The sequence below is a fragment of the Candidatus Darwinibacter acetoxidans genome (genome assembly GCF_041936445.1).
Lineage (GTDB): Bacteria > Bacillota > Limnochordia > Darwinibacteriales > Darwinibacteriaceae > DTU010.
On sequence record NZ_JBHGXH010000240.1, the window covers coordinates 1 to 25,787 of the forward strand.

Consider the following 25,787-nt stretch of genomic DNA (forward strand, 5'->3'; position numbering starts at 1 on the left):
CTAAACGGCATATCTGCATGGGAAGCGGTGGAAAGTCTGGCACGAGCAGGATAAACCAAGCCGAGCGAGGAACAGAAACCCTTCGTTGAGTCAGAGAGAAGACGAGCGAAAATCCGTTTCATTTAGAGTTGCATTTCTGCGTGCCTGGTAGACAGGTTCCCGGAGCTTGACTGATTTGGCAATAAATGTGATAATAACCGGGGTGAGCTGGTCTTTAGGGAACGATGCCAAACTAAGGGTGGGTGTATGCATTGAAACAAGGAATTGCACTACGTATCGCTGTTTTTGTGGGCGTTTTGGTGCTGGTGGTAAGCGCGGGGCTGGGCCTCATGGCGTACCTGCGGAGTTCAGCTGCGGTGATCAAGCAGGTGGAGGCGGCCCTGATCATGCAGGCACAGGAGGCGGTGGAGTATCTGGAAACCAGGTTTCAGGTGGAACTAGCCGCGCTGGAAACCATCGCCGCCAGACCCGAAGTGTCCAGCATGGGCTGGGCCATGCAGCGGGCCATCCTCCAAGCAGAGGCAGAACGCCTGGGGCTGTATACCGCCTTGGGTGTAGTTGATGCCCAAGGGCTGGCCCGGTTTACCGACGGTACCACAACCAATTTGGGTGAGGACGAGTTCATCAGGGGGGCCTTCGGCGGGAGCAGCGTTGTTTCCGATCTTCTGGTTAGTGAAGTGGATGGCAGTCTGGTTTTGCTCTATGCTGTGCCCATCAGGGATAAAGGCGAGATTACCAGTGTCCTTTTGGGAGTGCGGGACGGTCTAGCCCTCAGCGAGATCACCGACAGGCTGGGCTTTGGCGCCAGCGGTTGGGCTATGATCCTCGGTCCAGAAGGCACTTTGTTTGCCCACCCCAACCGGGATTATGTCCTGGAGCAGAGGAATCTGTTTACCGATGGGGGTGAGCTTGGCGCGGCCGTGTTGGATTTGGGAGTGGGCAGCACCGGTGTGGTCCGCTATGTGGAAGAGGGAACGGGGAGAATTGTTGGCTTTGCCCCGGCCAGTTCCACAGGCTGGATGATCGGTGTGGGGGCCCTGGAAGGGGATGTGCTGGGGGATGTGTACGCCCTGCGCACCTTCTTTATTGCGGCCTCAGCGGCTTTCCTGGTGGTGGGCGTCTTGGGGGCCCTACTGCTCGCCGGCCGCATCGCCAGGCCGCTCCAGGAAGTGCAGGCGGCCATTGAAGCGGCTGCCTCGGGAGATCTGAGGCGGCAGGCGCAGGTTCGCGCCCGAGATGAGATCGGCGCGGTGGGCCGGGCGGTGAACAGAACCATGGAGAGCATGAAAGAGATGCTCGGCGTGGTTTCCAGCTCAACGGCCAAGCTAGCCGACACCAGCGCCAAGCTCGCTTCCACCGCCCAGGAGGTCAGTGCTTCGGTGGAAGAGGTGGCCAGTATCACCAACGAGTTTTCCAGCACCCTGGATACCCTGAACAGCAATGCGCAGGCCATGAACGAGACCGTTCAGGAGGTTTCCAGCCAGGCTGCAGAGGGAACGGAGGCCGTTGCCCAGATTGTCCGCCAGATGCAGGCCCTCCGTGATCAGACCCAGAGTCTGGCCGGGGATGTGAACAGTTTAGGCGGGCTTTCTGGCCAGATCGGCAGCATCGTGCACGCCATCAGTGCCATCGCTGAGCAAACCCACCTTTTGGCCCTGAATGCGGCCATCGAGGCGGCCCGGGCCGGTGAACACGGGCGGGGCTTTGCCGTGGTTGCTGAAGAAGTACGCAAACTGGCGGAAGAGTCGGCCGCGGCTGCCAAGGACATCGAGGAGCTCGTTAGGGAAATCCAAAGCGGTATTGCCGCCACTGTGGACGCCATGGGGGCAGGCGCGCAGCAGGCGGAAACGGCTTTGCGCGATGTGCAGCGCAGCAGCGAGATCCTCACGGGCATCCTGGCCGCGGTGGGCCAGATCCAAAGGCAGGCGGAAGACTTCAGCGCGGGGCTACAGGAGATCAGCGGCGGCGGGCACGACATAGCCAGTGCCGCGGAGGAGCAGGCGGCCTCCATGCAGGAGGTGGCCAATGCCGCCCAGGACTTGATGGAAATGGCGGCTAGGTTAAACGGACTTATGGGGCAGTTCCAACTCGGGGGCTGAGGCGTTTTGACAACGCCTTCGCCCTTGTGCTATATTTGGATCGGGAGGCGAGGCTGTGGTTCTGCTCTTCAAGGCGGCAATTCTCACTTTAGCAGGCTGTTTAGCCGGTAAGCTTGCCAAATCCGCGGGGGTATCCAAACTGTTTGGCTACCTTTTGGCCGGCCTGATCCTCGGCCCTTCGCTTTTCAGCCTCATCTCCGGCGCAGAACTTGCTGCCCTGTTTATTGCCGGGGAAGTGGTTTTAGCTGTGGTTGCCTTTAAGATCGGCAGTGAATTGGTCTTTAAAGATCTGCAAGGAGTGGACAGGTCCTTTTTGGCCATCACCTTAGGGGAGGTGGCCGGGACCGTTTTTGCTGTCTTTGGCCTCCTTTACTTCCTGTTGAGGCAGGACCTCACCTTCAGCCTGATCATGGCTACGGCTGCCGTTGGCTCCGCCCCCACCGCCGCGCTCATGGTGATGCGCCAGTATCGCGCCCGGGGTGCGGTGGCCAGCACGCTCCTGCCCGTTGCGGCCGTCAACGGGGTGCTGGGGGTAGTCCTTTTCGCCCTGGTCCTATCCCTGGCCCGGGCCCATGGGGCTGTCCAGGGAGGGGGCTCTGGATGGCAGCTGGTGAGCACACCCCTGCTGGAACTGGGCGGAAGTGTGATCCTGGGAGGAGTTTTGGGTGTCATTTTCGCCTTCCTGGCAAAGAAGGCGGGGGATACGGACGAGCTTTTGATTATGAGCCTGGCGATGATTCTGGTGGCAGCGGGGGGAGCCTACCTTTTGGGCCTCTCGCCCCTGGTGGCCAACATCGTGCTCGGTTTGATGCTGGCCAATCTGGGCAGCGGCGCTCCCCGGGTGTTTTTCTGCCTAAACAGCTTTACCCCACCCATTTACCTGCTCTTTTTCACCTTGGTGGGGGCCAGTTTGCAGCTGGCGGGCCTGCTGCCCCTGTTGGCCTTGGGCGCAGCGTATATCCTCGCCAGGGCCGCCGGGAAGCTTCTGGGCACTTGGGTTGGCGCCTGGGCTGCGCAGGCGGAACCTAAGGTGCAGAAATACCTGGGGGTTTTACTTCTGCCCCAGGGTGGTGTGTCGTTGGCTCTGGCCGCCTTGCTGCACAGGTATTTTCCCCAATACAGCGGGACCTTTACAGTGATCATGGTGCTGAGCGTGCTCCTTTTGGAAGCCCTGGGTCCCAGGCTCGCCAGGGCAGCCTTCGCCAGGGCGGAAGAGGTCACTGGTTTGGGACGACAATTGATTGGCTAGAGGAGGACGGCTATGTATGCCTTGTTCTTGGTTTTGAACGATACTGATTACCTGGATGAGATCTTAGCCCGTTTTGTGGATGTGGGAGTGCAGGGTGCAACCATTTTGGACAGTCAAGGTATGGCCAGCGCCCTGGTGAGCAGCCGGGGCAGGGACTATCCCCTCTTTGGTTCCCTCAAGGCACTCCTGGAAGGAGCAAGGCCGTACAACAAAACCATCTTCACCGTGCTGGACAGCGAGGAGCTCGTGGAAAGGACTGTGGAAGCGGTCAGGGATGTACTGGGGGATGCGGATCACCCCAGTGTGGGCTTTATGTTCTCCCTACCCATCGGTCAGGTGTATGAGCTGAAAAGAGGGTAAGCCATGTCCCCACTGGGTTCTTGCAGTGGGGATTTTCCTTGTCGTTCTTGGATCATTCAGCGGCGAATAAATTGGGGTGGGAGAACCTTCGGCGCAGGAATCTGCCCCAGGGCAGTTGAAGTGATTTCCCAAAGGACGGGGGTGGAGATGTGAAGTGTTACTGCCATGGACAAACGGCCACCTGCATTGACCGGGTGCCCATTTTCCAGCATCTTACCGCCGGGGAAAAGCAGGAAGTGGCTCAGATCACCCGGCAGAAAAGCCTAGCCAAGGGCGAACTGCTTTATGGCATGGGTGATCAGGTGCACAGCCTGTTTGTCATCCATTCCGGTTTGGTGAAGCTTTACCGCCTCAGCGCTGCAGGCAAAGAACAGATCCTGCGGGTCATGGAACCCGGTGATTTCCTTGGGGAGCTGGCCTTGTTTACCTCTTCCCCCATGCAGCATTACGCCGAGGCCTTGGAAGAGTGTACCATGTGCGTGATGGAAGCCAGCCGCCTGCGGGAGCTGATGGCCAAGTATCCCAGCATCGCCTTTAAGGTCCTGGAAGAGCTGAGCCAGCGCCTGGAGCAGACGGAACAGCTCCTGGAAGAGATCAGCCTGCATTCGGTGGAAAGGCGCCTGGCCCAGGCGCTTTTGGATCTCAGCGCCGGGAGCAGCGAGATTGAGCTGGCCCTAAGCAAGAAGGATCTGGCCTCCCAGATGGGCATGACCAGCGAAACCTTGAGCCGCAAGCTCTCCTCCTTTGAGGCCCAGGGTTTGATCGAGCAGGTGGGCCAGCGAAGAATTATCATCAGGGATCGGCGGGGTTTGGAAGGGGTCCTGGAACGTGGCTGAGCAAAGAGGGTTTTGGTACTGCTTGGGGAGCGGTTTTGTCCTGGGCCTGGCCATGATCGTGCCCGGAGTGAGCGGCGGCGTTCTGGCCATGGCCTTGGGGCTCTACGAACCGATGGTGGCGGCCATCGCCAAGCCCTGGGAGAACTGGCGGGGGCATCTCAAGTTCTTTCTGCCCCTGGGACTGGGGGCAGGGGTCTGTGTGCTTTTGTTCAGCAGGATCCTGGAGTTTTTCTTTGCCCACTATCCCCGACCCACCCTGTATTTTTTCATCGGCCTGGTCTTGGCGGGCCTACCTGCGGTTTACCGCGCCGCCAATGCCCAAGGTTTCGGGTTTTCCCATGGCCTGAGCTTTGCCGCTGCAGTGCTGTTGCCCCTGGCGGTGAGCTGGCTGCCCGCGGCGGAAGGGTCCGCTTGGGCGCGGCTGGGCCTTTGGGGACATGTGCTTAAGGGGGGCATCGTCGGGGCGGGGCTTGTGATCCCGGGTCTCAGCGTCTCCATGCTGCTGCTGGCTTTAGGGGTCTATCGGGAGCTCTTGGGGGCAGTGGCCCAGCTGGACTTGGGCATATTGCTGCCCGCGGCCGTGGGGTTTGTGCCCGGTTTGCTGTTGGCTGCCAAGGGGATGAACTGGCTGCTGGGGAAGGGGTTCGGCCAGGTTTACTATGCCATCCTGGGACTGATGCTCGGTTCTTTGGCCGCCGCCTTTCCCGGCTTCCCCCGCTGGGGGCTGGAGTGGCTGCTCTGCCTGGTGCTCTTTGGCGCAGGCGCGCTTATTGCCTCCTTTTTCCATCGCAACAACTAGGGTAAGGGGTGTTCCATGTGCTTGACTTGAAACTAGAGGAGTTTTTCAGTCTGGAGGGCTGTCCCGTAGCGGATCTGTTTGCCGGTGTCCAGTACCCCTGGGAAGTGCTCCCCCGCATCGCCGAACTCCTGGAGAAGCTGGTGGAGGAGAAGCGCTCCGCCTACCGGCAGATCGCCCCCGGCGTGTGGGTGGGGGAAGGGACCACGGTCGCGGATACCGCCCGTTTCCACGGACCTGCGGTTTTCGGCAGAAACTGCGAGATTAGGCCCAATGCCTTTGTGCGGGGTAACGTGATCGCGGGGGATGGCGTTGTCTTGGGCAACGCCAGCGAAGTGAAGCAGGCCATTTTGTTTTCCCAGGTCCAGCTGCCCCACTTTAACTACGTGGGCGATTCCATCTTAGGCCGCGGCGCCCACCTGGGCGCGGGCGCGATCATCTCCAACTTCAAGTCCACCAAAGAGCCTGTGAAGGTAAAAGTGGGGGATACCGTGGTGGAGACGGGCCTGCGCAAGTTCGGCGCCATTGTGGGCGATGGGGTGGAAGTGGGCTGTAACGCGGTGCTAAACCCCGGCACCCTGGTGGGAGCGGGCAGCCTCATCTATCCCGTGACTTCGGTGCGGGGCTTCATCCCCAGCGGTATGATTTACAAAGGCGGGAAGGAGCTGGTCCCTTACAGAGCTAAGTAGCGGGCACCTGCGGCTGCTTCTGCACGGAGGCATCGGGAAGAGTGAGCGTGAATGTGGTCAGTTCTGGAGAGCTGGTGTAGGTGAGGCTGCCTCCCAGCTCTTCCGCGATGCGGTTGCAGATGACCAGACCCCAGCCGTGGTGGCCCGAGGGGTCTTCTTTACTGGTCACGCCGCCCCGGAAGATGCGCTTTCCTTCCAGGGGGCTGATCTCCGGTCCGTTGTTGCTCACGCTGAGCACCCGCTGGCCCTGCCCGTCCATTGACCAGTGCAGCTTGACCAGTTTCTCTTCCTGCTTGGCCACTGCGGCAAAGGCGTTATCCAGTAGGTTCATGATCACCTTGGGCAGCAGCCGCTGCTCGTGGAAGTGCTCAGGCGGCTCCGCCTGGAGATCCAGGGAGAAATGGATGCCCAAACGCTCAGCTTCCGCCGCCTTGACCTGAAGAACTGTGGTCCAGGCGTCCGCGGGTAGGGTGGAGTAGTTGTGGCGATCAGAGAGCTTGGCCGCGCTGAAGGCGATGCTGCTCAGGGCTTCTTCCCTTTTCCCCATCTCCACGTAGGTGGAGATCAAGGTGAGCTCATTGAGCAGCTCATGGCGTTCTTCCCGCAGGGTGCGCAGGGCGGCTTCCTGGACGGTGCTCCGCTTCACATGGTACTGGAGCACCTTTTCGCATCTACGCTCCTTCTGGGAATACTGGTGCAGAACAAAGATGAGGGTGGGGAAGGCCACCAGATCGGCGCCCAAGAGGCTGAGGCAGGTCCCGCTGGGTAGGGCCCCAGACCTGAGGATGGAAGTGATCTGGCGGCAGGAGATCAGCAGGCTCAAAAAGATCAGTGCCCAGCCTGCATAGCTGTGGACCTCGGCCGAGGGGTCTGCCTCATTTTTTCTTGGTCTGTCCGTCAGGACGAAGTAACAGGCCAGCAGAATGCTGGGGAGATAGGCGGTGAACTCCTCAGCTGGGCCCAGCACCCTGGCGGCGAAGGGGGTGCGCAGCACCTGGGGGAAATGGCGGGTGAACAGGGGCGGAAAGATGGACGTGCCCAGGGCATGGAGGGAGAGGGGGAGCAGGTAGGCAAAGAGGGCATCGGGGAACAGCTCAGCCTCAAAGATCCAGATGAAGTAGATTAGGTAGGTGATGGAAAGGAGCAGGAAGTTCAGCTCCAGTACGGGGAACACCCGCACCACCACAACTGTGGATAGGCTCTGCAGCGCAGCAAAGGAAGCAATTTTCCAGTCCGGTGCGTCCCGGCGCAGAAGGCGCAGTGCGCAGAAAACCTGCACGCACTCGAGGAAAAAGCGGCCGGCTATTGCCCCAACCCACGGCCACATGCAATCAGCCCCTTTTTGTGCACGAATTCACTAAAGGGCTCTTCGACGCGTTCCTGGTTTTTCCTATCGACAAATTCCTTTAATTCCCACCATTTCCTAATAATTCAGCTCTTTCCCGCGATTTCTTGACGAAGAACGCCCAGGAACTCCTGGAGCCGCCCGGGATCGGGGAAATACACTTGGGCGGCGGTGGGGCTCCCTCCGCCCCGGCCCCCCAGGGGCTGGGCCTGGTCTTTGATCAGCTGGCCCAGGTTGGGACCTGCTGGCAGGTTGTGGGCCAGCACCAGCCGCTCACCGAGGTTGATCACCACAAGGGCCTGGGTGAGATTGAGCACCGCCCGGGCCAGCCTTTGGGCTTCAGGAATACTCGCTTCCGGCAGCTCCAGGAAAAAGGGACCCTCGCTTCGGCTGACCAGTTCCCGGGCCCGCAGCTCCAGGAGCTCTCCCTGGAGCTCTTCCACCAGCTTTTCCAGCTCTTTTCTGCGCTCCAGGTCAGCGCTGACCCGCTCTACCACTTCCCCCTCGGGCACGGCCAACAGGGCCACCAGCTCAGAGCAGATCTCGTGTTTGCGCCGGTAATCCTCCAGGGCGCGGCCGCCGCAGAGGAAGTACACCCTGGTCATGCCCTTGTACCTTTCCGCCTTGAGGATTTTCAAGAGCCCGATCTGCCCCGTTTTGCCCACATGCGTCCCGGAGCAGGGGGAATAGTCGAAACCCTGGATTTCCACAATGCGCAGGGGACCTGGCAGATCAGGGATTTTGCGCAGGGGCACCTGCCCGAACTCTTCGGGCTGGAGTGTGTAGGTGAAAACCGGCAGATCCTCCAGGATCAGCTCATTGGCCCGGGCTTCCGCGGCTAGCTGCTCTTGGCGGGTAAGGTCCGGGGTGGTAATGTCGATGCTGCAGTATTCAGCGCCCAGATGGAAGCTTTCCGTCCTGTAGCCGTATTCATCCTGAAAGATGGCGGACAAGAGATGCTGTCCGCTGTGCTGCTGCATGTGGTCCAGGCGGCGGGGCCAATCCAAAACCCCGTGGGCGGAGCTTCCCTCCAGGGGCTCGGGGAGCACGTGGAAGACAGTCCCGTCCTCTTCAAAGACGTCCAGGATCGGTATTCCGTTGATCGTGCCCAGGTCATGGGGCTGCCCGCCCCCAGTGGGGTAAAAAATGGTTTCCGCCAGCACCACGAGGTATTTGCCTTCTACCTCGCGCTGAGAGGTGATCCGCGTGTCCAGTTCCCGGAGCCAGGGTTGCGAGTAGTAGAGCTTCGCTATGATCAACACTTCCTTTCTGGATCACTGGGCTGCGGTGAGGGTGGGGTCTTTTTTGTGCCAGCCCAGTTTGGCGAAGATGTAGGGTGCACCCAGCGTTGCCCACAGGCCCAGGAGGGTGTAGCGCGTCGTTGTGGCCAAACCTCCAGGCAGCCAGCTCAAAACGGGTTTCAGCGCTGTTCTCAGCAGAAACAGCACCACCAAGCCAACTGCCGCCTTGAGCACCTGGTGGTGGGCTGCTGCCTCCTCTTTAAAGCCTACATAGCTGAGCTCCAGGCGGTAGCCGAGGAAAGCCCCCAAGAGAAAGCCCACAGTCATGGGGCCGTCCCCCGCGGGGTGCAGGATGTAGAGTAGAGCCGCGACCAGAACCGAACCCAGCAGCCAGGTGGGAAGTTCGATCTTGGTCAGGTCGATATTGATCAGGCGGGAGTAGATCAAAAGCAGGATCAGGCCCGCAGCCAGACCGCCGGCGATATCGATGGGCCAGTGCACACCTAAGTACAGGCGGGATAGGCTGACCAGGGAAATGAGGAGAGCCGCGCCCCAGTAGGCCCAACGCTTCCTCAGCCGCAGGGCCAAGAGACCCCAGAATACTGTGCTGCCTTGAGCATGGCCGCTGGGAAAGGCATACCCTTCCTGGACCGCCAGGCGCAGCTCCCGGGGGGGCCGCTCGGTGCGGGCGATATACTTCAAGCCGGAGTTCACGTAGGCGGAAAAGACGAAAAAGACGGCAAAGCGAAAGCCGAAGTGTTTGTCCACCAGCCAGTAGATGAGGGGTATGGCCAGCATGTAAAACTCCACGGAACCGAGGTTGGTCACCGCCCGGAAAAAGGCAGTGAGGGCGGGATTAGCGTACTCCTGCAGCCAGAGAATCACGTCCAGACCAGACATACCAGAGCTCCTCCTTCAGGTGGTTTGCAGTTTATATTCGCAGCCGCCACCGCTATGTCCTGCCAAAGGGATAGGCCCGGGTGGGACCCGGGCCTGCAGATTAGCTTTCCAGAAACTGATTGGTGTAGAGGCGGTAGTAGTACCCTTTCTGCTGGAGCAGCTCCCGGTGGGTTCCCTGCTCGATCACCTTGCCGTCTCGGATTACCAGGATCAGATCGGCAAAGCGCACCGTGGAGAGCCTGTGGGCGATGATGAAGCTGGTGCGCCCCTTGAGCACCGTCTCCATGGCTTTCTGGATCAGCTGCTCCGTTTCGGTGTCAATGGAGGAGGTGGCTTCATCCAGGATGAAGATGGCTGGATCGGCCAGGATGGCCCGGGCAAAGGAGATGAGCTGCTTTTGGCCGGTGGAGAGCAGACCGCCCCCTTCACCCACCTCCGTATCGTAGCCCTTGGGCAGCTTGCAGATGAAATCATGGGCGTTGACCAGCTTGGCGGCCTCTTCCACCTCCGCATCGGTGGCACTGAGCCGGCCGTAGCGGATGTTTTCCCGGATGGTGCCGGAGAAGAGGTGGGGATTTTGCAGCACACAGCCGAGGTTGCTCTGCAGCCAGGCCAGGGGCCGCTCCCGGTAGTCCACACCGTCGATGAGGATCCGTCCCTGGGTCGGTTCATAGAAGCGGCAGACCAAGTTGACGATGGTGCTCTTCCCAGAGCCCGTTTCCCCCACCAGGGCCACGATCTGCCCCGGCTCGATCTCCAGGTTGAAGTTCTCCAGGACCGGCTCCTGGGGGTTGTAGGCGAAGGAGACGTTTTCAAAGCGGATGGCTCCCCGCAGCCGGGGCCACTCGTTTTTCAGCCCCGGACGGTCCTGGATTTCCGGCACTGTGTTCAAAAGACCCATCACCCGTTCCGCCGCCGCGTGGGCCATCTGCAGCTCCGCAAAGATCCTGGCGATCTCCCGCACCGGCTCGAAAAACTGTGCGGCGTAGGAGATGAAGGCTGCCAGCACACCGTAGCTGATGGTACCCGCGGCCACCCCCGTGCCGCCCCGCCAGAGGGTGAGCCCCGTGCCCACGCTGGAAAGGACCAGCACGATGGGCATGAACAGGGCGGAAAAGGTCGCCGCTTTGATGCTGGCCGCCCGGTGGGTGCCGGTGAGGGCGGCGAACTCCTCCAGGTTCTTTTCCTCCCGGCTCAAGATCTTCGTGGTGGTGGCACCCATGATGCCTTCGTTGAACGCCCCGGTGATCCGGGAGTTCAACCGGCGCACTTCCCGGTAGGCCCTGAGGATCTGTTTCTGGAAGTAGAGGCTAGCCACCGCCAAGGGCGGGATCACCACCATGGTCAAGAGGGCCAGGCGCCAGTTCAAAAGCAGCATCACCACCGAATAAAGCACCATGGCCGCGGCACCCCAGAGCAGGTCAATCAGGCTCCAGGAAACGATTTCGCCGAGCCTGTTGGCATCGCTGGTCATTCTGGCCAGCAGCCAGCCGGTGGCCCTTTTGTCATAGAAGGAAAAGGACAGCCGCTGCAGGTGGATAAAACCCTCATTGCGGATGGTGTAGGTCAGGCCCGACTCTACCTTTCCCGCCATGGAGATGAACAGGTAGAGGTTTAGGGACTGCCAGAACACCAGGCCCAGGAAGGCGGCGCCAAACCAGCCCAACCCCTCAGTGGTTTGGGGGATCACAAAGCGATCCAGGGCCACTTTGGTCATGTAGGGAAAAGCGGCGTCTCCCGCGGCCAGGGCCACGGTGCTGCAGATGGACAGGGCGATATAGCGCCTGTAGGGCCGGGCTAGCCTTAGAATCTGGCGCCAGAGCCCCAGGTCTATCTTTTCCTCATGGACTTCCTCTTGCCATTCAGGCTGCATCTCAATCACCCTCTTTCTGTGCGGCGGCTTCAGCTTCCAAGCGGTTTTGGATCTGCCAGATGCGTTTGTAGGTGCCCCCTAGGGCCATGAGCTCCTCGTGGGTTCCCCGTTCCACAATCTCCCCGTCCTCCAGCACCAGGATCAGATCGGCGCTGGACAGGCTGGACACCCGATGGGAGATGAGGAAGGTGGTGGCCCTTTGGGCCCGCTGTTTCAGGGCGTTGCGGATAGCCAGCTCCGTCTCGGTATCCACAGCGCTCAAGGAGTCATCGAAAATCAGGATGGGACTCTTGGTAATCAGCGCCCGGGCGATGGCCACCCGCTGTTTTTGGCCCCCAGATAGGGAGATGCCCCGTTCGCCCACCAGGGTTTGGTAGCCTTGATCGAAGCTTAAGATCACATCGTGAATCGCCGCCTCCCGGCAGATGGCGTGCAGCTCCTCGTCGGGCACATCCCCCACGGCCAGGGTGATGTTCTCCCGGATCGTCTTGGCAAACAAGAAGGGTTCCTGGGGCACCACAGCCACGTGTTTGCGGATCCAGCGCTTGTCGATGTGTTTCAGTTCCACCCCGTCGATGGTGATGGAACCCTGGTCGTAGTCATAGAGGCGGGCCAGGAGCTGCACCAGGGAGCTCTTGCCAGAACCGGTGTGGCCTAAAATGCCCACGGTTTGCCCCGGGAGCACCGAAAAGCTCACGTTTTTCAAAACCGGCTGGCCCGGTTCATAGCCGAAGCAGACATTTTCAAAGACCACATGGCCCTTGATGGGGGGCTGCTTGTGGCTTTCCAGGAGCACCTCCTGGGGTTCGTCCAAAACCTCCTGCAGCCTTTCCGCGGCCACCAAGGCCTTACCCATGTCGGTTAGGATCCGCCCCAGCTGGCGCACGGGCCAAAGGAGCATCCCCGTGTAGGTGCTGAAGAGGACCATGGTGCCGATGGTGAGCTCCCCCCGGGCGGTGAAGTAGGCGCCGGCCACCAGCACCACTCCGATCTGCAGGAAGGCGATGAAGTCGCTGGAAGACCAGTAGCAGGCCAAGAGCCAGATCAGCCGGTACACCTTATCCCGGTGCACTTCGTTCTTGGCTGTGAAGCGCTTGATCTCGTAATCCTGGTTGTGGAAGGCCCTCACCACCCGGATGCCGGTGAGGTTTTCCTGCAGGACTGAGGTGAGTTCCGCTTCCGTTTCATCCGCTTCCCGGAAGGCCTCCCTGACCTTGCGGAAGAACACCGCGGCAGAGGTAAACAGCACGGGCACCGCCGCCATGGCAATCAGGGCCATGCGCCGATCCGCCAGGAGCATGATGGTGCCGATCAGGATCACCAAGGACAGGGCGTTGCCCACTTCCACCAGCTGCACCCCTAAGAAGCGGCGGATGGTCTCAATGTCTGAGGTGCATCTTTGCATGAGATCCCCGGTATCCGCTTCTTTATGGTATTTGTACGGTAGGCGCTGAATGTGGTCGAAGATCCGGTCACGGATGTTTTTGGCGATGGTTTCACTGGCCTGGGCGGAAAGCCTGCCCCTTAAGAACATAAAAAGTCCCCGGAATGCTGTGATACCAATCAACACTATCCCAGGGACCCAAAATCTTTGGCCTATGCTTTCCACAAAACTTCGTATCAATGGTGGTGCCGCGACGGGCTGATCTCCGATGACCGAGTCGATGGTGATGCGAATCACTAACGGTCCGGACACGCTGGCCAGCGCCGCCAAGGCCACAGATAGAATGGCCCCAAGGTAGAGCAGTCGATTGTTTGCCATGTAGTTCCACAAGATCCGCAGGGATTTCATGCTCTGATGCCTCCTTTCTTGTTAATAGTTCTAATACACCTTTTATCAATATAGCACGGTTGGTAGCTGGTGGCAAGCAAAACTTTACCTGGTCCTGACAGGGATTCCGGTTAAGAAATCGTAATAGTGTTAATAAGGATGGGGCAAATCTGGGGAACTGGAAGGGAGTTGTAGTATGTATCAACCGGAACCGTTTAAGATCAAGATGGTGGAGCCCATTACGCTCTTAGCTCGGCCGGAACGGGAAGAGTGCATAGCTCAAGCGGGGTATAACCCGTTTTTATTGCGCAGTGAACAGGTGTACATCGACCTGCTCACCGACAGCGGCACCGGGGCCATGAGCGATCGCCAGTGGGCCGGCTTGATGCTGGGTGATGAGGCCTACGCCGGCAGCCGCAACTTTTACCACCTGGAGGAGACGGTACAGAGCATCACCGGCTACCGCTATGTCCTGCCCACGCACCAGGGCAGGGGAGCCGAGCAGATCATCTTCCCCCATCTGGTGCGGGGAGGGAAGAAGTATGTTTTGGGGAATATGCACTTCGACACCACCAAAGCCCATATTGAGCTGGCGGGAGCCCGGGCGGTGAACTTCATCACCCCCGAGGCCCTGGACACCACCACCGACTACCCCTTTAAGGGTAATTTTGATCTGGAGGCCCTGGAAAGGTTCATCCTGGAGCACGGGGCCGAGACCATAGCGGCCATTGTTACCACCGTGACCTGCAACAGCGTTGGCGGCCAGCCCGTGTCCCTGGCCAACATGCGGGGGGCCTACGCCCTGGGGCAGAAGTACAAGATCCCGGTGATCATTGACAGCGCCCGCTTTGCGGAAAACGCCTATTTCATCAAGCAGAGGGAAGAGGGCTACGCCCAAAGGAGCATTCTGGAGATTGTCACGGAGATGTTCTCCTGCGGCGATGCCCTGACCATGAGCGCCAAAAAGGATGGGCTGGTGAATATCGGCGGGATTTTGGCGGTGAAGGAAGATGAGGAGCTCTTCCGGGCCTGCCAGGCCTTGGTTGTCCCCTATGAGGGCTTTCCCACCTACGGGGGCCTGGCAGGTAGGGACATGGAAGCTTTGGCCATCGGCCTGAAGGAAGTGGTGCAGGAAGAGTATCTGCGCCAGCGCATCGGCCAGGTGGAATTCCTGGGCAGGCAGCTGCAGCAGGCGGGCGTGCCGGTCCAGTCCCCCGTTGGCGGCCATGCCGTGTTTGTGGATGTGGGCCGCATCCTGCCTGAGATGCCGAAAACGCAGTATCCGGCCCATGCCTTTGCGGTGGCGCTGTACATAGAAAGCGGTATCCGCGCCGTGGAAATCGGCTCACTCCTCTACGGCCGGGATCCCCAGACGGGGGAAGACGGCCTGGCGGAGCTGGAGCTGTTGCGCCTGACCATCCCCAGGCGCACCTACACCGACAACCACATGCGCTATATCGCCGATGCGGTGATCAGGGTATGCGAGCAGAAAGAAAAGATCAAAGGCGTAGCCTTTGAATATGAGCCGCCCATTCTGCGGCACTTTACCGCCCGCTTTAGACTAGTGGATTGAGAAAGGGGATAACTATGGACAAAGCGAAAGTGAACTGGGATTTGGAGAGCATCTTCCCTGGGGGCAGCTCTTCGCTTGAGCTTCGGCGGCAGCTGGAAGAAATCAAGGAGCGCCTAGCGAGGTTGGGACAGTGGGTGGAAGGCCTCATCCCGGAGCTGGACGCTCCGGAGCTTAAGCGCCTGCTGGACGAGGTGCAGGATCTGGTCATGCACTTCAGCCAGTGTTCCGCCTTTGTGGGCTGTTTGACTGCCCAAAATGTCCACGATGCCCAGGCCCGCCTGTTGGAAGGGGATCTGGGGCAGATGGGGGCAGCCCTGGGAGCTGTGCAGACCCGCATCCATCACCTCTTTGCGGACATCCCCCAAGACCGCTGGGAGGAGCTCCTTTCCGACCCTGACCTCAAGGAGCTGGAGTTTTACCTCAACGAACGCAGGAAGCTGGCCCAAAGGCAGATGGATCCCCAGCGGGAGAATCTGGCCATCGATCTGGCCGTGGACGGCTACCACGCCTGGTCCCAGCTCTACTACACTTTGGTGGGCCGCATGGGCATCGAAGTGGAGCGCGATGGCTCCGTGCAGAGGCTTTCCATGGGCCAGGCCGCCAACCTGCTGGCGGATCCCGACCCGCAGCTGCGCAGGGAGGTCTTTGCCAAGTACGAGCAGGCCTGGGCGCAGGAAGAGGAACTTTTCGCCAGCGTCCTCAACCGCCTGGCCGGTTTCCGCCTGAACCTGTACAAAAACCGGGGCTGGGACGATGTGCTTTCCGAACCCCTGGAGATCAACCGCATGCGGCGGGAAACCCTGGAGGCCATGTGGTCAGCGGTGGAGGGGGGCAAGCCCCACCTGGTGAAGTACCTGAAGCGCAAGGCTGAACTTTTGGGCTTGGAGGGCATTGCCTGGTGCGATCTCAACGCTCCCCTGGCCGCCGCGGGAAGGAAGCTCTCCTTTGCCGAGGGTGCCTCCTTTGTCCTGGAACAGCTGGCCAAGTTCAGTCCGGAAATAGCTGAATTCACCCAAAAAGCCCTGGACAGTCGCTGGGTGGAAGCGGAGGACAGGGGCGGTAAACGCCCAGGTGCTTTTTGCACTTCCTTCCCTGTGACCAAGGAATCCCGGGTGTTCATGACCTACGCGGGAACCATGGACAGCGTGGGCACTCTAGCCCATGAACTGGGCCACGCCTACCATGGTTATGTGCTCAAAGACCAACCCATGGTCCTGCGGCGCTACGCCATGAACGTCGCGGAAACGGCCTCCACTTTCAACGAGCTTTTGGTGGTGGACGGGGCCATTCAGGCTGCGGCCCCCGGGGAGAAGCTGGCCCTGCTCGATGATAAGATCGGCCGCAGCGTGGCCTTTTTCATGGATATTCATTCCCGCTTCCTCTTTGAAACCAGGTTCTACGGAGCCCGCCGCCGGGGCATGGTGAGCGCGCCGCAGCTGAATGAACTGATGACCCAGGCCCAGAGGGATGCCTTCTTAGGGAGCCTAACGGAGTACCATCCCCACTTCTGGGCATCCAAACTCCATTTCTACATCACCAGAACTCCGTTTTACAACTTCCCATACACCTTCGGCTTCCTCTTTGCTTCCGGGGTGTATGCCCGGGCCAAGGCGGAAGGGCCGAGCTTCGCGGGGAAATACAAGGCGCTTCTCGCGGACACCGCCCGCATGACGGTGGAGGATCTGGCCCGCAAGCACCTGGGTGTGGATTTGACCAAACCGGACTTCTGGGAAGCGGCGGTGGGTTTGACCATTCAAGACGTGGAGGAGTTTCTGCGCACCGCCAACTAGTTCAGGAGGAGGACCGTTAGTGGCTGGAACGCTGCGCCGTTACGGGCTGATCGGAAAATCCCTGCAGCACAGCCTTTCCCCTTTCATCCACAGGCGGCTGATGGAGGCCGCGGGGATCAAGGGGGAGTACAAGCTCTACGAGCTGGAGGAAGGGGAACTGGACCGGCAGCTGCCTCAGCTCCTGGCCGAACTCGATGGCTTCAACTGCACGCTGCCCTACAAACAGAGGATCATTCCCTACCTGCGGGAGCTCGCCCCTTCTGCCCGGCTTTACGGGGCTGTGAATACTGTGCACCAAGGTGTGGGGCACAATACCGATGGGGTGGGTTTCCGCAGCTGCTCTGTGCCCATGGCCGGAAAAAAGGTGTGCATCCTCGGCGCCGGTGGTGTGGCCAGGGTGCTGGCCTGGGAAGCGGCCAGGGCCGGGGCGTCGGAGATCGTGATCCGCTCCCGCCGGCTGCAGCAGGCCCAGGAGCTGGCGAAAGCCTTACAAGCCCAGGGCTATGACCAGGTGCGCGGCGCCGGCTTTGGCTCCAGGGAGGCCTGTGAAGTGCTGCTGAACGGCACGCCCCTGGGCATGTGGCCCCAGGTGGGGGCACTGCCCGTGGGGGAGGGGGAGCTGGCCGGTGTTAGTGCCGTTTTTGACACCATCTACAACCCCACCGCGACCCGCTTGGTGCTCAAGGCCAAGGCTCAGGGGATCTGGGCCCGGGGCGGGCTGCAGATGCTCCTGGAGCAGGCGGTGGCCGCGCAGAGGATCTGGAATCCGGAGGTGGACTTGGGCGCGCTCCAGGGAGAGCTGGAGCTTCTCCGCAGGGAGCTGGCCTGGCAGGTGCTTAAGGTGAGCCCAGTAAAGCTTGTGCTCTGCGGATTCATGGGGGCGGGGAAAACTTATATAGGCCAGCGCTTGGCCCGGCGCTTGGGCGTGCCCTTTGTGGATCTGGATGAACGAATTTCATCCCATGCCCAGATGAGCATCGCAGACATCTTTGCCCGCTGGGGTGAAGCGGCTTTCCGGCGGTTGGAGCGGGAGTGCCTGGAAAAGGAACTCAGCCAGCGGGGCCCCTTGGTTTTGGCCGCCGGCGGAGGCGCGCCCATCCAGCCGGGGGCCGCGGAGCTGATCCACGCCTTGGGCGCCCTTGTCATCTATTTGGACGTGCCCTTGGAGATCGCCCTCCAGCGCTGCGGCGTCTCAGGTGGACGCCCCCTCCTGAGCCAGGGGGTGGAAGCGGCTGCCGCCCTCTACCACCGGCGGCGGCCCCTCTATGCCGCGGCCGCGGATTTAAGGGTGGATGCCGCGGGAACCGAGGCCGAGATCATCGGCACCATTTTCCGGGCCTTTGAACTGGAGGTGTGAAGGCGTGCAGGAAGTGTTCGTGGGCCCGTCTCGCTTAGCGGGCAGGGTGACGCCCCCGCCTTCCAAGAGCATGGCCCACCGGGTACTCATCGGGGCGGCTTTGGCAGGTATCTCCTTGGGGGAGCTGGAGCGCTGGGGGATCACTGGCGAACTAGGCGGCGACATCCAGGCGACCCGCTCCTGCCTGCAGGCGCTCTTGGCGCCCGGGGGGGAGCCGGCGGTGTTGGACTGCCGGGAGTCCGGCTCCACTTTGCGCTTTCTGCTCCCGGTGGCAGCTGCCTTGGGCCGCCGGGCCCTTTTTGTGGGGGCAGAAACCCTGGCCCGCCGCCCCCTGCGTGACTACGTTTCCATCCTGGGGGAGCGCGGCGTACGGCTGACCTTCCCGGGGGAGGCGAATCTGCCTGTGCAGGTGGAAGGGCGCCTGCAAGCTGGGGTTTTCCAGGTGCCTGGCCACATCACTTCCCAGTACATCACCGGCCTGCTCTTGGCTCTGCCCCTCGTGGCGGGGAAGAGCACCATTCAGCTCACTTCGCCGCTGCAGTCGGCGCCCTATGTGGAGCTCACCCAGGCAGTGCTGGCACAGTTCGGCGTAGCTGTGGAAACCATCAGCCAGGGAGATGGCACTCCAGCGGGATGGCGGGTATCGGGCCAGCAGCGCTACCGGGTTCCTCAGCGGCCTGTAGCCTTGGAGGCGGATTTTTCCCAAGGGGCCTTTTGGCTGGTGGCTGCATTTTTAGGGCATGGGGTGGAAGTGCAGGGACTCACCCCCCAGAGCCTCCAGGGCGATCGGGCGATCGTGGCCCTCCTGGCAGAGCTGGCCGCGGCGGCGCCAGGTGAAGAGCTGCGGATTAGCGCGGCCCAGACCCCTGATCTGGTACCCATTTTGGCCGTTGCCGCCTGCAGCCGCCCTGGCGTGACCATCATTGAAGATGCCCAGCGCCTGCGCTTTAAGGAAAGCGACCGGCTCCTTTCCACCAGCGCCATGCTGAACAGCCTTGGCGGCTCGGTGGAGGTGCGGGGCGGCTCTCTATTCATCCACGGGGGAGGGCAGCTAGCTGGGGGCACCGTCCAGGCCCAAGGCGATCACCGCATAGCCATGGCCGCGGCCATCGCCGCCCTGAACAGCCAAAACGGAGTGCGGATTGTGGGCAGTGATGCGGTGGCCAAATCCTACCCCCATTTCTTTCAGGAACTCAAGCGCTTAGGAGGAGATGTGCGTGGCATCTAGCTGGGGCGAACATCTGAGGGTCACCATCTTCGGGGAATCCCATGGCCCCCAGATCGGGGTGGTACTTGATGGTCTCCCTCCGGGGGAAGCTGTGGATGTGGAGGAAATTAGGTCGTTTTTGGGCAGGCGCGCGCCGGGTAGAGCTCCGTGGTCCACAGCCAGGCGGGAGGACGATGCCTTTACCATCGTATCCGGCCTTTACCGGGGCCAAACCACAGGTACTCCCCTCTGCGCCCTGCTGCCGAACAAGGACCCCCGCCCGGAAGATTACGCCGAGCTCAGGCGGCTGCCCCGGCCGGGCCATGCCGATTACACAGGTTGGGTCCGCTACGGGGGAGCCAACGACCCCCGGGGCGGGGGACATTTTTCCGGCCGGCTCACCGCCCCGCTTTGCTTGGCGGGCGCCATCTGCCTGCAGATTCTGCGGCGGCGGGGGGTGAGCATTGCGGCCCGCATCGCCCAGATCGGGCCGGTTCAAGATGAACCCTTGGATTTAGCCCAGCCCGATCCGGAGATTCTCCTGAGTCTGGCCGGGAAAGGGCTGCCTGTAGTGGATGGGTCCAAGGGTCGGGCGATGCTGGAGGCCGTGGCAGCGGCCCGGGCTGAAGGGGATTCCCTAGGGGGGATGGTGCAGGCCTTTGTGCTGGGCCTTCCTCCGGGATTGGGAGATCCCATCTTCGGCGGCGTGGAAAGCCGTGCTGCGGCCCTCCTCTACGGCATTCCCGCGGTCAAGGGGGTTTCCTTTGGCGCAGGCTTCCAGGTGTGCGGGCGGCGGGGCTCGGAAAACAACGATGCCTTCTGCCTGGAAGAAGGGAAGATCCGCACCCGTTCCAACAACGACGGAGGCCTAAACGGCGGGATCACAAGCGGTATGCCGGTAGTGGTCAACGTGGCCATCAAGCCCACCCCTTCCATCGCCAGGCCCCAGCAGACGGTGGATCTGAAGGCGGGGCGGGAAACGGAGCTGGCCATCACGGGGCGCCACGACCCTTGTATCGTGCCCCGGGCCGTTCCCGCGGTGGAGGCGGCCTTGGCCCTGGTTGCCCTGGATCTGCTGCTGGGAACCTATGGAGTTTTGGGAAAACCTTGGGGAAGTGTAGGTGAGGGGCAGTGAAGGAACTGGAAGAACTGAGGAAGGAACTTACCGCCATCGACCAGCAGATCCTGGACCTTTTCCGCAAGCGCCTGGCTGTGGTGGAGAAGGTGGCTGACTATAAGCTGAAGGCGGGCAGTCCCGTCTACGCCCCGGTGTGGGAAGGGGTGAATGTGGCCAAGGCCCGCAGCGGCATGCCCGGGGGGCTGGAGGAGTATGGCGCTGCCCTTGCCCGGACCTTGATGCGCCTTTCCCGGGAGCGCCAATATGAACTGATCCTGGGGGAAGAGCCCCGCTGGCAGCTACTGCGGGCCCTGCGGGAGGCCCGGGATAGGGAGAGTTCCCTGGAAAGCCTCGTGGCCGTTAAGGGCGCGCCGGAGCAGGCGGCCCGGGAAGCCTTTCCCCAGGTGAGAATTACCGCCGCGCCGGATGCAGGCACCGCCTGTGCCAGTTTGGCCGCGGGCGTGGTGGATGGGGCGGTGCTGACCAGGGAGGCAGCCCTGGACGCCTTAGCCTTTGAGCCCCTGTATATCCAAGCCAGTCTGGTGGGGGATGGCACCTTTCTGGTCCTGGGCCGGAAGCTCGAGGCCAGTGCGGGAACAGGAAGGGCAGGCCTTTTGGTGGAATTGGCACCTGAACCGGCAGCTTTGGCTTTAGTTGCCGGCGTCTTTGCCGATCTCGACGTGCAGGTTGTGCACCTGCAGACCCTCGATGCGGCCTCAGGACGGCTGTGCTTTGTGGAGTTTGCCGCTGAGGCTCTAGACCGCAGGGCTCTGCGGGCCCTCTACCAGTTGGAGCAGGAAACGGCTGGCCTGCGCTTTTTGGGCTGGTATCCTGTCCTGGAGTTAGACTAAGATTTTTTTGGGGCGGACTTTTTAAGGATAACGGATTCTCCGCACCTCCAGGTGCTCAACTTTCGTGAGGGGGTTTCTCCGCGGATGCGCAAACCGGCAGCCCCTGCCCTGAGGGCAGAGGCTGTCCATTTTTGCACGGCAGGAATTGAAAACGAAAACCGGAAGTAAATAAATGCAGAAGTAATCTTAGAAGGAGTGTTAACCTGTGGAGATTACCCTGGTAAAAACTACTAAGCCAAAGCCCAAGCCCGATCCGGAGAAGCTGGGGTTTGGAAGGGTTTTTACAGACCATATGTTCATCTGGGACTACAGCGAGGGCAAGGGCTGGCACAATCCCCGCATCGTCCCCTACGGGCCTTTGGAGATGGATCCCGCCTGTGCGGTGCTCCACTACGGGCAGGCCGTCTTCGAAGGCATGAAGGCCTACAAGGCGCCCGATGGGAGGATTCTTCTGTTCCGCCCGGAGCAGAACATGGCCCGGCTCAACCGCAGCAACGCCCGTTTGAGCATTCCCCAGTTCGATGAGGAATTGGCCCTTCAGGCCATCAAGCAGCTTGTGGCTTTGGAGAGGGACTGGATCCCAACCGCACCTGGCACCGCCCTCTACATCCGCCCGTTCATCATCGCTACGGACAATATCTTAGGAGTGCGGCCCAGCAGTAGTTACAAGTTCATTGTTATCCTCTCGCCGGTGGGCGCCTATTACGAAGAAGGTCTCAACCCCGTGAGCATCTATGTGGAACCGTATTACGTACGGGCGGTACGGGGTGGTACCGGCTTCGCCAAGGCCGCCGGCAACTACGCGGGGAGCCTCTTGGCCCAGAAAAACGCCCAGGCCAAGGGCTACTCCCAGGTGCTGTGGCTGGACGGTATTGAGCGCAGGTACGTGGAGGAAGTTGGGGCCATGAATGTGTTCTTCAACATCGGCGGCGAGCTCATCACCCCCGATTTGGGGGACAGCATCCTGCCGGGTGTGACCCGGGACTCCATCCTGCAGCTCCTGCGCTCCTGGGGGGTTCCCACGGTGGAGCGGCGCTTGAGTGTGGATGAGGTCTTTGAGGCCCATGCCCAAGGCCGCCTGGTGGAAGCCTTTGGCTGCGGCACCGCGGCGGTGGTCAGTCCCATTGGCCGCCTGGGCTACAGGGAGCAGGTCATTGAGATCAGCGGGGGCAAGATCGGCGAGCTCACCCAGAGGCTCTATGACACCCTGACGGGCATTCAAACCGGGAAGCTGCCCGATCCCTTTGGTTGGGTGGTGGAGATAGACATCTAGACTTCCAGCCCTGAAAGAAAACCCGCTGGAGGGTGCCAAGCCTTCCGCGGGCTTTCTTTTTTGGGTGAACTGTATTGTTCGAGCTTAGAAAATCAAAAACAGCAGAAGCAGGATGAGCAAAAGGGGTGCCGCGCCGGCCACGATGGCCACCAGCACCTTGATAAACGCCCAGCCCAGCTTAAAGAAGAGGACAAAGGGGATAAACAGCAGAGACAGAAGGAAGAGCGGTCCCAATACGCCCAGCAGGATCAAGGCCACTACGCCCACGATGAAGAGGATGGGCACGACGATAATCGCCTGGAACAGGGAAGGGATACCTTTCACTTCGTAAATCACCTCGCCGGTTTCGCTGTCGGTCTTCTTCGGCTTAGAACTGGCCTGATAGAGCGCGATCAGGCCAAGGACAACCAATAGGACGGGCCAGATCACACCGGGACGGGGGATGAAGCCCAGGTTCTTGCCGAGGAAGTAAGAGCCAAAGAGAATCAAAGCCAGTGCTCCCAGGTGTTTCGCTTCCATACTATGCCACCTCCCTCTAGGTTTAGTATAGCAGCGGGGTGGTGTGGGGAGCAATTCGCCTGGGGACCGTATTCACCTCCGTCTTGAGGCGGAGTTCCCTGGGCTTAGCCAAAGGCTTGACAAATGCCTGCCAGGGGTGATAATAGGGTCAAAAGGCCGGGCAGAGGAGTTGTACACATGGAGGAACTAATTGAAGTTTTACAAAGGCACAAAGCACGCTATCCCCAGGCCACTGCGGTGGATTTGGTCAAGCTGGTTTACCAAAGCGAATTCGGTCCGGGCCACTTTATCACCGATGAAGGGGCGAGCTTGGCGCGCCTGGAAGAGGAATGCCGCAGTCTCCAGACAGATGGAGTCGAAGATGAGCTCTTTGAACCCATCGGCAGAGGGCTTGTGCGGCTGCACCTGCGGGCCTTGCCCCCGGGGGTTTCTCTCTTCACTGTGAATAGATTCTTCGTGCTCACAGCCCAGAAGGTGCGGGGAAGCAGGGAGGGCCTCAGGGGCAAGCTGGAGGTGCTCCGGGAGTTTCTGCAAGGGGATGAGCAGGATCTCGCCTTCCTGGAGGAGTATGAAAAGGCGGGCTGCCCACAGCTCAGCCACAGCCCGAGCTTTCGGGCAGCCTATGCTCCAGCTTACCGGGTGGTGCAAAGGGAGTTTGCCCTCTTTTTCCCTGTGTTTCGGGAAATAGAGGGGCTGCTCCGCGGGGAGCAGCCCGTTGTGGTGGCCATCGATGGGCGGAGCGGTTCGGGCAAGAGCTCCCTGGCCCGGCTCCTGCAGGAGGTCTACGGCTGCAGCGTCATTTCCATGGACCACTTCTTCCTCAGGCCCGAACAGCGCACCCCGGCCAGGCTCCAGCAGCCCGGGGGCAACGTGGACCATGAACGCTTTCAGGAGGAAGTGGCCCCTAACCTTAGAAGCGGTAAAGCTTTCCGCTACCGCATGTTCAACTGCCGGGACGGAAGCTTCACTCCTTCACCCGTCATTGAGCCTGGGCCCCTCACCGTGGTGGAGGGCTGCTACAGCCTGCACCCCGCCCTGGGGGAGCTCTATGATCTCAAGGTCTTCTTGACCGTTCCCCCGGAGGTCCAGAGGGAAAGAATCCTCAAGCGCAGCGGGCCGGTGATGCTGCGGCGCTTTGTGGAGGAGTGGATTCCCCTGGAAGAGCTCTATTTTTCCTCCTTCAGGATCGAGGAACAGAGCCAGATCCGGATCTGCACCACCAGGCCCGATCTGGATTAGAGCTTTTTCACGATCAGCTCGCTCAAGGGGCGCTTGGGCACGTAGTGCACATCATCTTCACCCCGCCAGTAGCGGATGTCGCCGTCTTTGCCTGAGGCGGTGAGGCGCACCTCTTCACCCGGTGCCCCTAGGGCTGCCACCAGTTCGATGCGCAGGCCCTCGGGCACACCCAGGATCTCCGCCAAGCGGGGTCTGTCCACCGATCCCAGGAGGCAGGCGCCGAAACCCATCTCCCGGGCACCCAAGACGATATTCTGCGCGGCCAGGCCCAGGTCAATGAGGTGGACGCTCGCCCCGCCGCTGATGGCCGTGTCATTGAGGAACACGATGTAGGCTGTGGGTCGCTCCTCCGGGGCAGGGCCAGGCCAGTCTGTGAGATAACCCGCCCATTTCAAGCAGTCGAAGACCTGGGGCAGCAGGTCAGGATCCCGCACCAAAACGTATTTCAACGGCTGCTTATTGGAAGCGGCTGGCGCCAGGCGCGCCAGTTCGATCAAACTTTCCAAGTCTGCCATGCTGGGTGCCGGTTCCTGCTTGAAGCGCCTAATACTGCGGGTGTTTCTGATCAGTTCCTTAAGCATGGTTAGCCTCCTTACGCGTGGTACTCCAGCCTATTGTTCGCTAAAGCGGGGGTTTTACCCTGCCTCCCTCCAGGAGTGGAAAAGTCTTGCCCAAAGAGTCAGAAAATAGTATAATATCGAAAAGAAATCAGAAAGAGGAGAGCCATGGAAGCGAGGGAGGCCAAGAACCTGGCGGAGCTGGCGGGCCAGTCCAGCCTAGCGGAGCTGTACAGTCTAGTTCATGAACTGCACTTAAGGCGCAGGGAAGAAGGGCTTAAGGTCGCGGATTTGGGCTACCAAGAGCAGCTGAAGGCCCTGATTCACCTGGTGCACCGCCTGGGGCGTCTGGAGGAGCATAGAGACCCCGATCCGCAGCTGCTGGCCAAGCTAAAACAGGCCAGCGCCCCTTGGCGCAGGGTCAAGCCCCGGGGTCTGCTGCAATCGGCTTGGGCCGCCCTGGATCTGAGCTGGGCGGATCTGGCCGCGGCCTTTGCCCTGCTTTTGGCCCAGGAAGGCCTGGCCAAACTTTTGGGGACACGGCTGCCGCAGCTCAAGGATTACCTGAACTTGCAGCGCCTGCTCTCCCTCTTTTTCGCCAGCCGTTTGGCCAGGGCTGGAAGACAGCAGGTGGAGGGCAGATATGCCGCGGGACACCAAGAGCTCAAGGAGCTTTTGCCTAGGGAATTGGACCTTTCCAAGTTACCTGAACAGATTCCCCTGCTGCCTCTGCCCAAGGAGCGCCTGCTCATCTCTCCCGAGCTTCTCTACGATCATCTGCTGCAGAAGTACTTGGAAGTGGCTTTGTTTTACCATGCCTGTTCCACCGATGGTGAGCGTGTGGCAGAGAACCTCCCCGGCTGGAATCTGACTTCCGCCGGAGCACCAAATCTGCTGGGGGAAGGGGGGAAGGCTTCCGCCGGCTTTTCCGGCGCGGTGCAGGGAGGCTTGCTTAAGGAAAAGGAGGCCGGCACAGGGGGCGTGCTTCCCTCCAAAGAAAACAGGCGATAGACCCCAAGGGGGAAGCGCGGCCCGAGAGGGGAAAAGGAAAGCAAAGGAGCTCCAAAGGCTCCTTTGTCTTTTACCGGGGAAAAGACGCAGGAAGTTCCGGAGTTATTTGGAATTACTAAAGAAGAGAACATGTG

General features: G+C 60.7%; 22 protein-coding genes. 15 read left to right on the plus strand and 7 right to left on the minus strand.

Going from position 1 to position 25,787, the window contains the following annotated elements; translation table 11 throughout:
- Positions 1 to 251 precede the first annotated feature (251 nt).
- The 6 genes from ACE4YL_RS08925 to ACE4YL_RS08950 all read left to right on the plus strand — a co-directional run bounded on the left by ACE4YL_RS08925 (position 252) and on the right by ACE4YL_RS08950 (position 6,029).
- Entirely contained in the window at positions 252 to 2,099 is a 1,848-nt protein-coding gene (locus ACE4YL_RS08925; RefSeq protein ID WP_461360034.1) for a methyl-accepting chemotaxis protein, read from the plus strand.
- 55 nt (positions 2,100 to 2,154) lie between these two features.
- Positions 2,155 to 3,348 (plus strand): cation:proton antiporter, encoded by a 1,194-nt coding sequence (locus ACE4YL_RS08930; RefSeq protein WP_461359092.1) that lies wholly within the window; start codon positions 2,155 to 2,157, stop codon positions 3,346 to 3,348.
- A 12-nt stretch (positions 3,349 to 3,360) separates the two neighbouring features.
- Entirely contained in the window at positions 3,361 to 3,708 is a 348-nt protein-coding gene (locus ACE4YL_RS08935) for a hypothetical protein (RefSeq protein ID WP_461359093.1), read from the plus strand.
- 149 nt (positions 3,709 to 3,857) lie between these two features.
- On the plus strand, positions 3,858 to 4,544 hold the full coding sequence (locus ACE4YL_RS08940; protein WP_461359094.1) for a Crp/Fnr family transcriptional regulator: 687 nt from the start codon (positions 3,858 to 3,860) through the stop codon (positions 4,542 to 4,544).
- Entirely contained in the window at positions 4,537 to 5,343 is an 807-nt protein-coding gene (locus ACE4YL_RS08945) for a DUF368 domain-containing protein (RefSeq protein WP_461359095.1), read from the plus strand. Before ACE4YL_RS08940 ends, ACE4YL_RS08945 begins: the two co-directional genes overlap by 8 nt.
- A gap of 17 nt (positions 5,344 to 5,360) precedes the next feature.
- The gene (locus ACE4YL_RS08950) at positions 5,361 to 6,029 is read left to right on the plus strand and encodes an LbetaH domain-containing protein (RefSeq protein ID WP_461359096.1); all 669 of its coding nucleotides are present in this window, start codon (positions 5,361 to 5,363) and stop codon (positions 6,027 to 6,029) included.
- On the opposite strand, the gene ACE4YL_RS08955 is transcribed toward ACE4YL_RS08950, so the two are convergent.
- The 5 genes from ACE4YL_RS08955 to ACE4YL_RS08975 form a co-directional block, all read right to left on the minus strand.
- Positions 6,022 to 7,356: a sensor histidine kinase gene (locus ACE4YL_RS08955; RefSeq protein WP_461359097.1), complete on the minus strand. Its 1,335-nt coding sequence runs from the start codon at positions 7,354 to 7,356 to the stop codon at positions 6,022 to 6,024. The genes ACE4YL_RS08950 and ACE4YL_RS08955 overlap by 8 nt on opposite strands.
- A gap of 104 nt (positions 7,357 to 7,460) precedes the next feature.
- A complete protein-coding gene (locus tag ACE4YL_RS08960; RefSeq protein ID WP_461359098.1) occupies positions 7,461 to 8,633 on the minus strand; it encodes an alanyl-tRNA editing protein in 1,173 nt (390 codons plus the stop codon).
- A gap of 15 nt (positions 8,634 to 8,648) precedes the next feature.
- Positions 8,649 to 9,515, minus strand: a complete 867-nt coding sequence (locus tag ACE4YL_RS08965; protein ID WP_461359099.1) for a phosphatase PAP2 family protein — start codon at positions 9,513 to 9,515, stop codon at positions 8,649 to 8,651.
- Positions 9,516 to 9,615: 100 nt separating this feature from the next.
- Positions 9,616 to 11,388, minus strand: a complete 1,773-nt coding sequence (locus tag ACE4YL_RS08970; RefSeq protein ID WP_461360035.1) for an ABC transporter ATP-binding protein — start codon at positions 11,386 to 11,388, stop codon at positions 9,616 to 9,618.
- Between the two features lies 1 nt (position 11,389).
- On the minus strand, positions 11,390 to 13,180 hold the full coding sequence (locus ACE4YL_RS08975) for an ABC transporter ATP-binding protein (RefSeq protein WP_461358217.1): 1,791 nt from the start codon (positions 13,178 to 13,180) through the stop codon (positions 11,390 to 11,392).
- A gap of 175 nt (positions 13,181 to 13,355) precedes the next feature.
- Here ACE4YL_RS08975 and ACE4YL_RS08980 point away from each other — a divergent pair, with 175 nt between their 5' ends.
- The 7 genes from ACE4YL_RS08980 to ACE4YL_RS09010 all read left to right on the plus strand — a co-directional run bounded on the left by ACE4YL_RS08980 (position 13,356) and on the right by ACE4YL_RS09010 (position 22,327).
- Positions 13,356 to 14,732: a tryptophanase gene (locus ACE4YL_RS08980; protein WP_461369557.1), complete on the plus strand. Its 1,377-nt coding sequence runs from the start codon at positions 13,356 to 13,358 to the stop codon at positions 14,730 to 14,732.
- 14 nt (positions 14,733 to 14,746) lie between these two features.
- The gene (locus ACE4YL_RS08985; RefSeq protein ID WP_461357941.1) at positions 14,747 to 16,522 is read left to right on the plus strand and encodes a M3 family oligoendopeptidase; all 1,776 of its coding nucleotides are present in this window, start codon (positions 14,747 to 14,749) and stop codon (positions 16,520 to 16,522) included.
- A 19-nt stretch (positions 16,523 to 16,541) separates the two neighbouring features.
- The gene (locus ACE4YL_RS08990; RefSeq protein WP_461357940.1) at positions 16,542 to 17,879 is read left to right on the plus strand and encodes a shikimate kinase; all 1,338 of its coding nucleotides are present in this window, start codon (positions 16,542 to 16,544) and stop codon (positions 17,877 to 17,879) included.
- A gap of 4 nt (positions 17,880 to 17,883) precedes the next feature.
- On the plus strand, positions 17,884 to 19,107 hold the full coding sequence (locus ACE4YL_RS08995; protein WP_461357939.1) for a 3-phosphoshikimate 1-carboxyvinyltransferase: 1,224 nt from the start codon (positions 17,884 to 17,886) through the stop codon (positions 19,105 to 19,107).
- On the plus strand, positions 19,091 to 20,221 hold the full coding sequence (aroC, locus tag ACE4YL_RS09000; protein WP_461359968.1) for a chorismate synthase: 1,131 nt from the start codon (positions 19,091 to 19,093) through the stop codon (positions 20,219 to 20,221). Before ACE4YL_RS08995 ends, aroC begins: the two co-directional genes overlap by 17 nt.
- The gene (locus ACE4YL_RS09005; RefSeq protein WP_461357937.1) at positions 20,218 to 21,054 is read left to right on the plus strand and encodes a bifunctional chorismate mutase/prephenate dehydratase; all 837 of its coding nucleotides are present in this window, start codon (positions 20,218 to 20,220) and stop codon (positions 21,052 to 21,054) included. The genes aroC and ACE4YL_RS09005 overlap by 4 nt, the downstream gene beginning before the upstream one ends.
- Positions 21,055 to 21,259: 205 nt before the next feature.
- The gene (locus ACE4YL_RS09010; RefSeq protein ID WP_461357936.1) at positions 21,260 to 22,327 is read left to right on the plus strand and encodes a branched-chain amino acid aminotransferase; all 1,068 of its coding nucleotides are present in this window, start codon (positions 21,260 to 21,262) and stop codon (positions 22,325 to 22,327) included.
- Positions 22,328 to 22,411: 84 nt separating this feature from the next.
- On the opposite strand, the gene ACE4YL_RS09015 is transcribed toward ACE4YL_RS09010, so the two are convergent.
- Complete coding sequence (locus ACE4YL_RS09015) at positions 22,412 to 22,846, minus strand: hypothetical protein (RefSeq protein ID WP_461357935.1); 435 nt, start codon at positions 22,844 to 22,846, stop codon at positions 22,412 to 22,414.
- 177 nt (positions 22,847 to 23,023) lie between these two features.
- Between ACE4YL_RS09015 and ACE4YL_RS09020 the strand changes: the two genes are divergently transcribed.
- Positions 23,024 to 24,085, plus strand: coding sequence for a uridine kinase family protein (locus ACE4YL_RS09020; RefSeq protein ID WP_461357934.1), 1,062 nt, complete (start codon positions 23,024 to 23,026; stop codon positions 24,083 to 24,085).
- On the opposite strand, the gene ACE4YL_RS09025 is transcribed toward ACE4YL_RS09020, so the two are convergent.
- Positions 24,082 to 24,666 carry a nitroreductase family protein gene (locus tag ACE4YL_RS09025; RefSeq protein WP_461357933.1) on the minus strand — a complete coding sequence of 195 codons (585 nt, stop codon included), beginning with the start codon at positions 24,664 to 24,666 and terminating at the stop codon, positions 24,082 to 24,084. The two genes, ACE4YL_RS09020 and ACE4YL_RS09025, sit on opposite strands and share 4 nt — an antisense overlap.
- A 144-nt stretch (positions 24,667 to 24,810) precedes the next feature.
- On the opposite strand from ACE4YL_RS09025, the gene ACE4YL_RS09030 reads away from it, so the two are divergent.
- Positions 24,811 to 25,653, plus strand: a complete 843-nt coding sequence (locus ACE4YL_RS09030) for a hypothetical protein (protein ID WP_461357932.1) — start codon at positions 24,811 to 24,813, stop codon at positions 25,651 to 25,653.
- Positions 25,654 to 25,787: the final 134 nt, after the last annotated feature.

Bases quoted from the DNA above. Each gene is read 5' to 3' on its own strand.
- ACE4YL_RS08975 (WP_461358217.1), bottom strand. From the start codon at position 13,180: ATGAAATCCCTGCGGATCTTGTGGAACTACATGGCAAACAATCGACTG.
- ACE4YL_RS08985 (WP_461357941.1), top strand. From the start codon at position 14,747: ATGGACAAAGCGAAAGTGAACTGGGATTTGGAGAGCATCTTCCCTGGG.
- aroC (WP_461359968.1), top strand. From the start codon at position 19,091: ATGTGCGTGGCATCTAGCTGGGGCGAACATCTGAGGGTCACCATCTTC.
- ACE4YL_RS09015 (WP_461357935.1), bottom strand. From the start codon at position 22,846: ATGGAAGCGAAACACCTGGGAGCACTGGCTTTGATTCTCTTTGGCTCT.
- ACE4YL_RS08970 (WP_461360035.1), bottom strand. From the start codon at position 11,388: ATGCAGCCTGAATGGCAAGAGGAAGTCCATGAGGAAAAGATAGACCTG.
- ACE4YL_RS09020 (WP_461357934.1), top strand. From the start codon at position 23,024: ATGGAGGAACTAATTGAAGTTTTACAAAGGCACAAAGCACGCTATCCC.
- ACE4YL_RS09030 (WP_461357932.1), top strand. From the start codon at position 24,811: ATGGAAGCGAGGGAGGCCAAGAACCTGGCGGAGCTGGCGGGCCAGTCC.
- ACE4YL_RS08935 (WP_461359093.1), top strand. From the start codon at position 3,361: ATGTATGCCTTGTTCTTGGTTTTGAACGATACTGATTACCTGGATGAG.
- ACE4YL_RS09025 (WP_461357933.1), bottom strand. From the start codon at position 24,666: ATGCTTAAGGAACTGATCAGAAACACCCGCAGTATTAGGCGCTTCAAG.
- ACE4YL_RS08980 (WP_461369557.1), top strand. From the start codon at position 13,356: ATGTATCAACCGGAACCGTTTAAGATCAAGATGGTGGAGCCCATTACG.
- ACE4YL_RS08955 (WP_461359097.1), bottom strand. From the start codon at position 7,356: ATGTGGCCGTGGGTTGGGGCAATAGCCGGCCGCTTTTTCCTCGAGTGC.
- ACE4YL_RS08965 (WP_461359099.1), bottom strand. From the start codon at position 9,515: ATGTCTGGTCTGGACGTGATTCTCTGGCTGCAGGAGTACGCTAATCCC.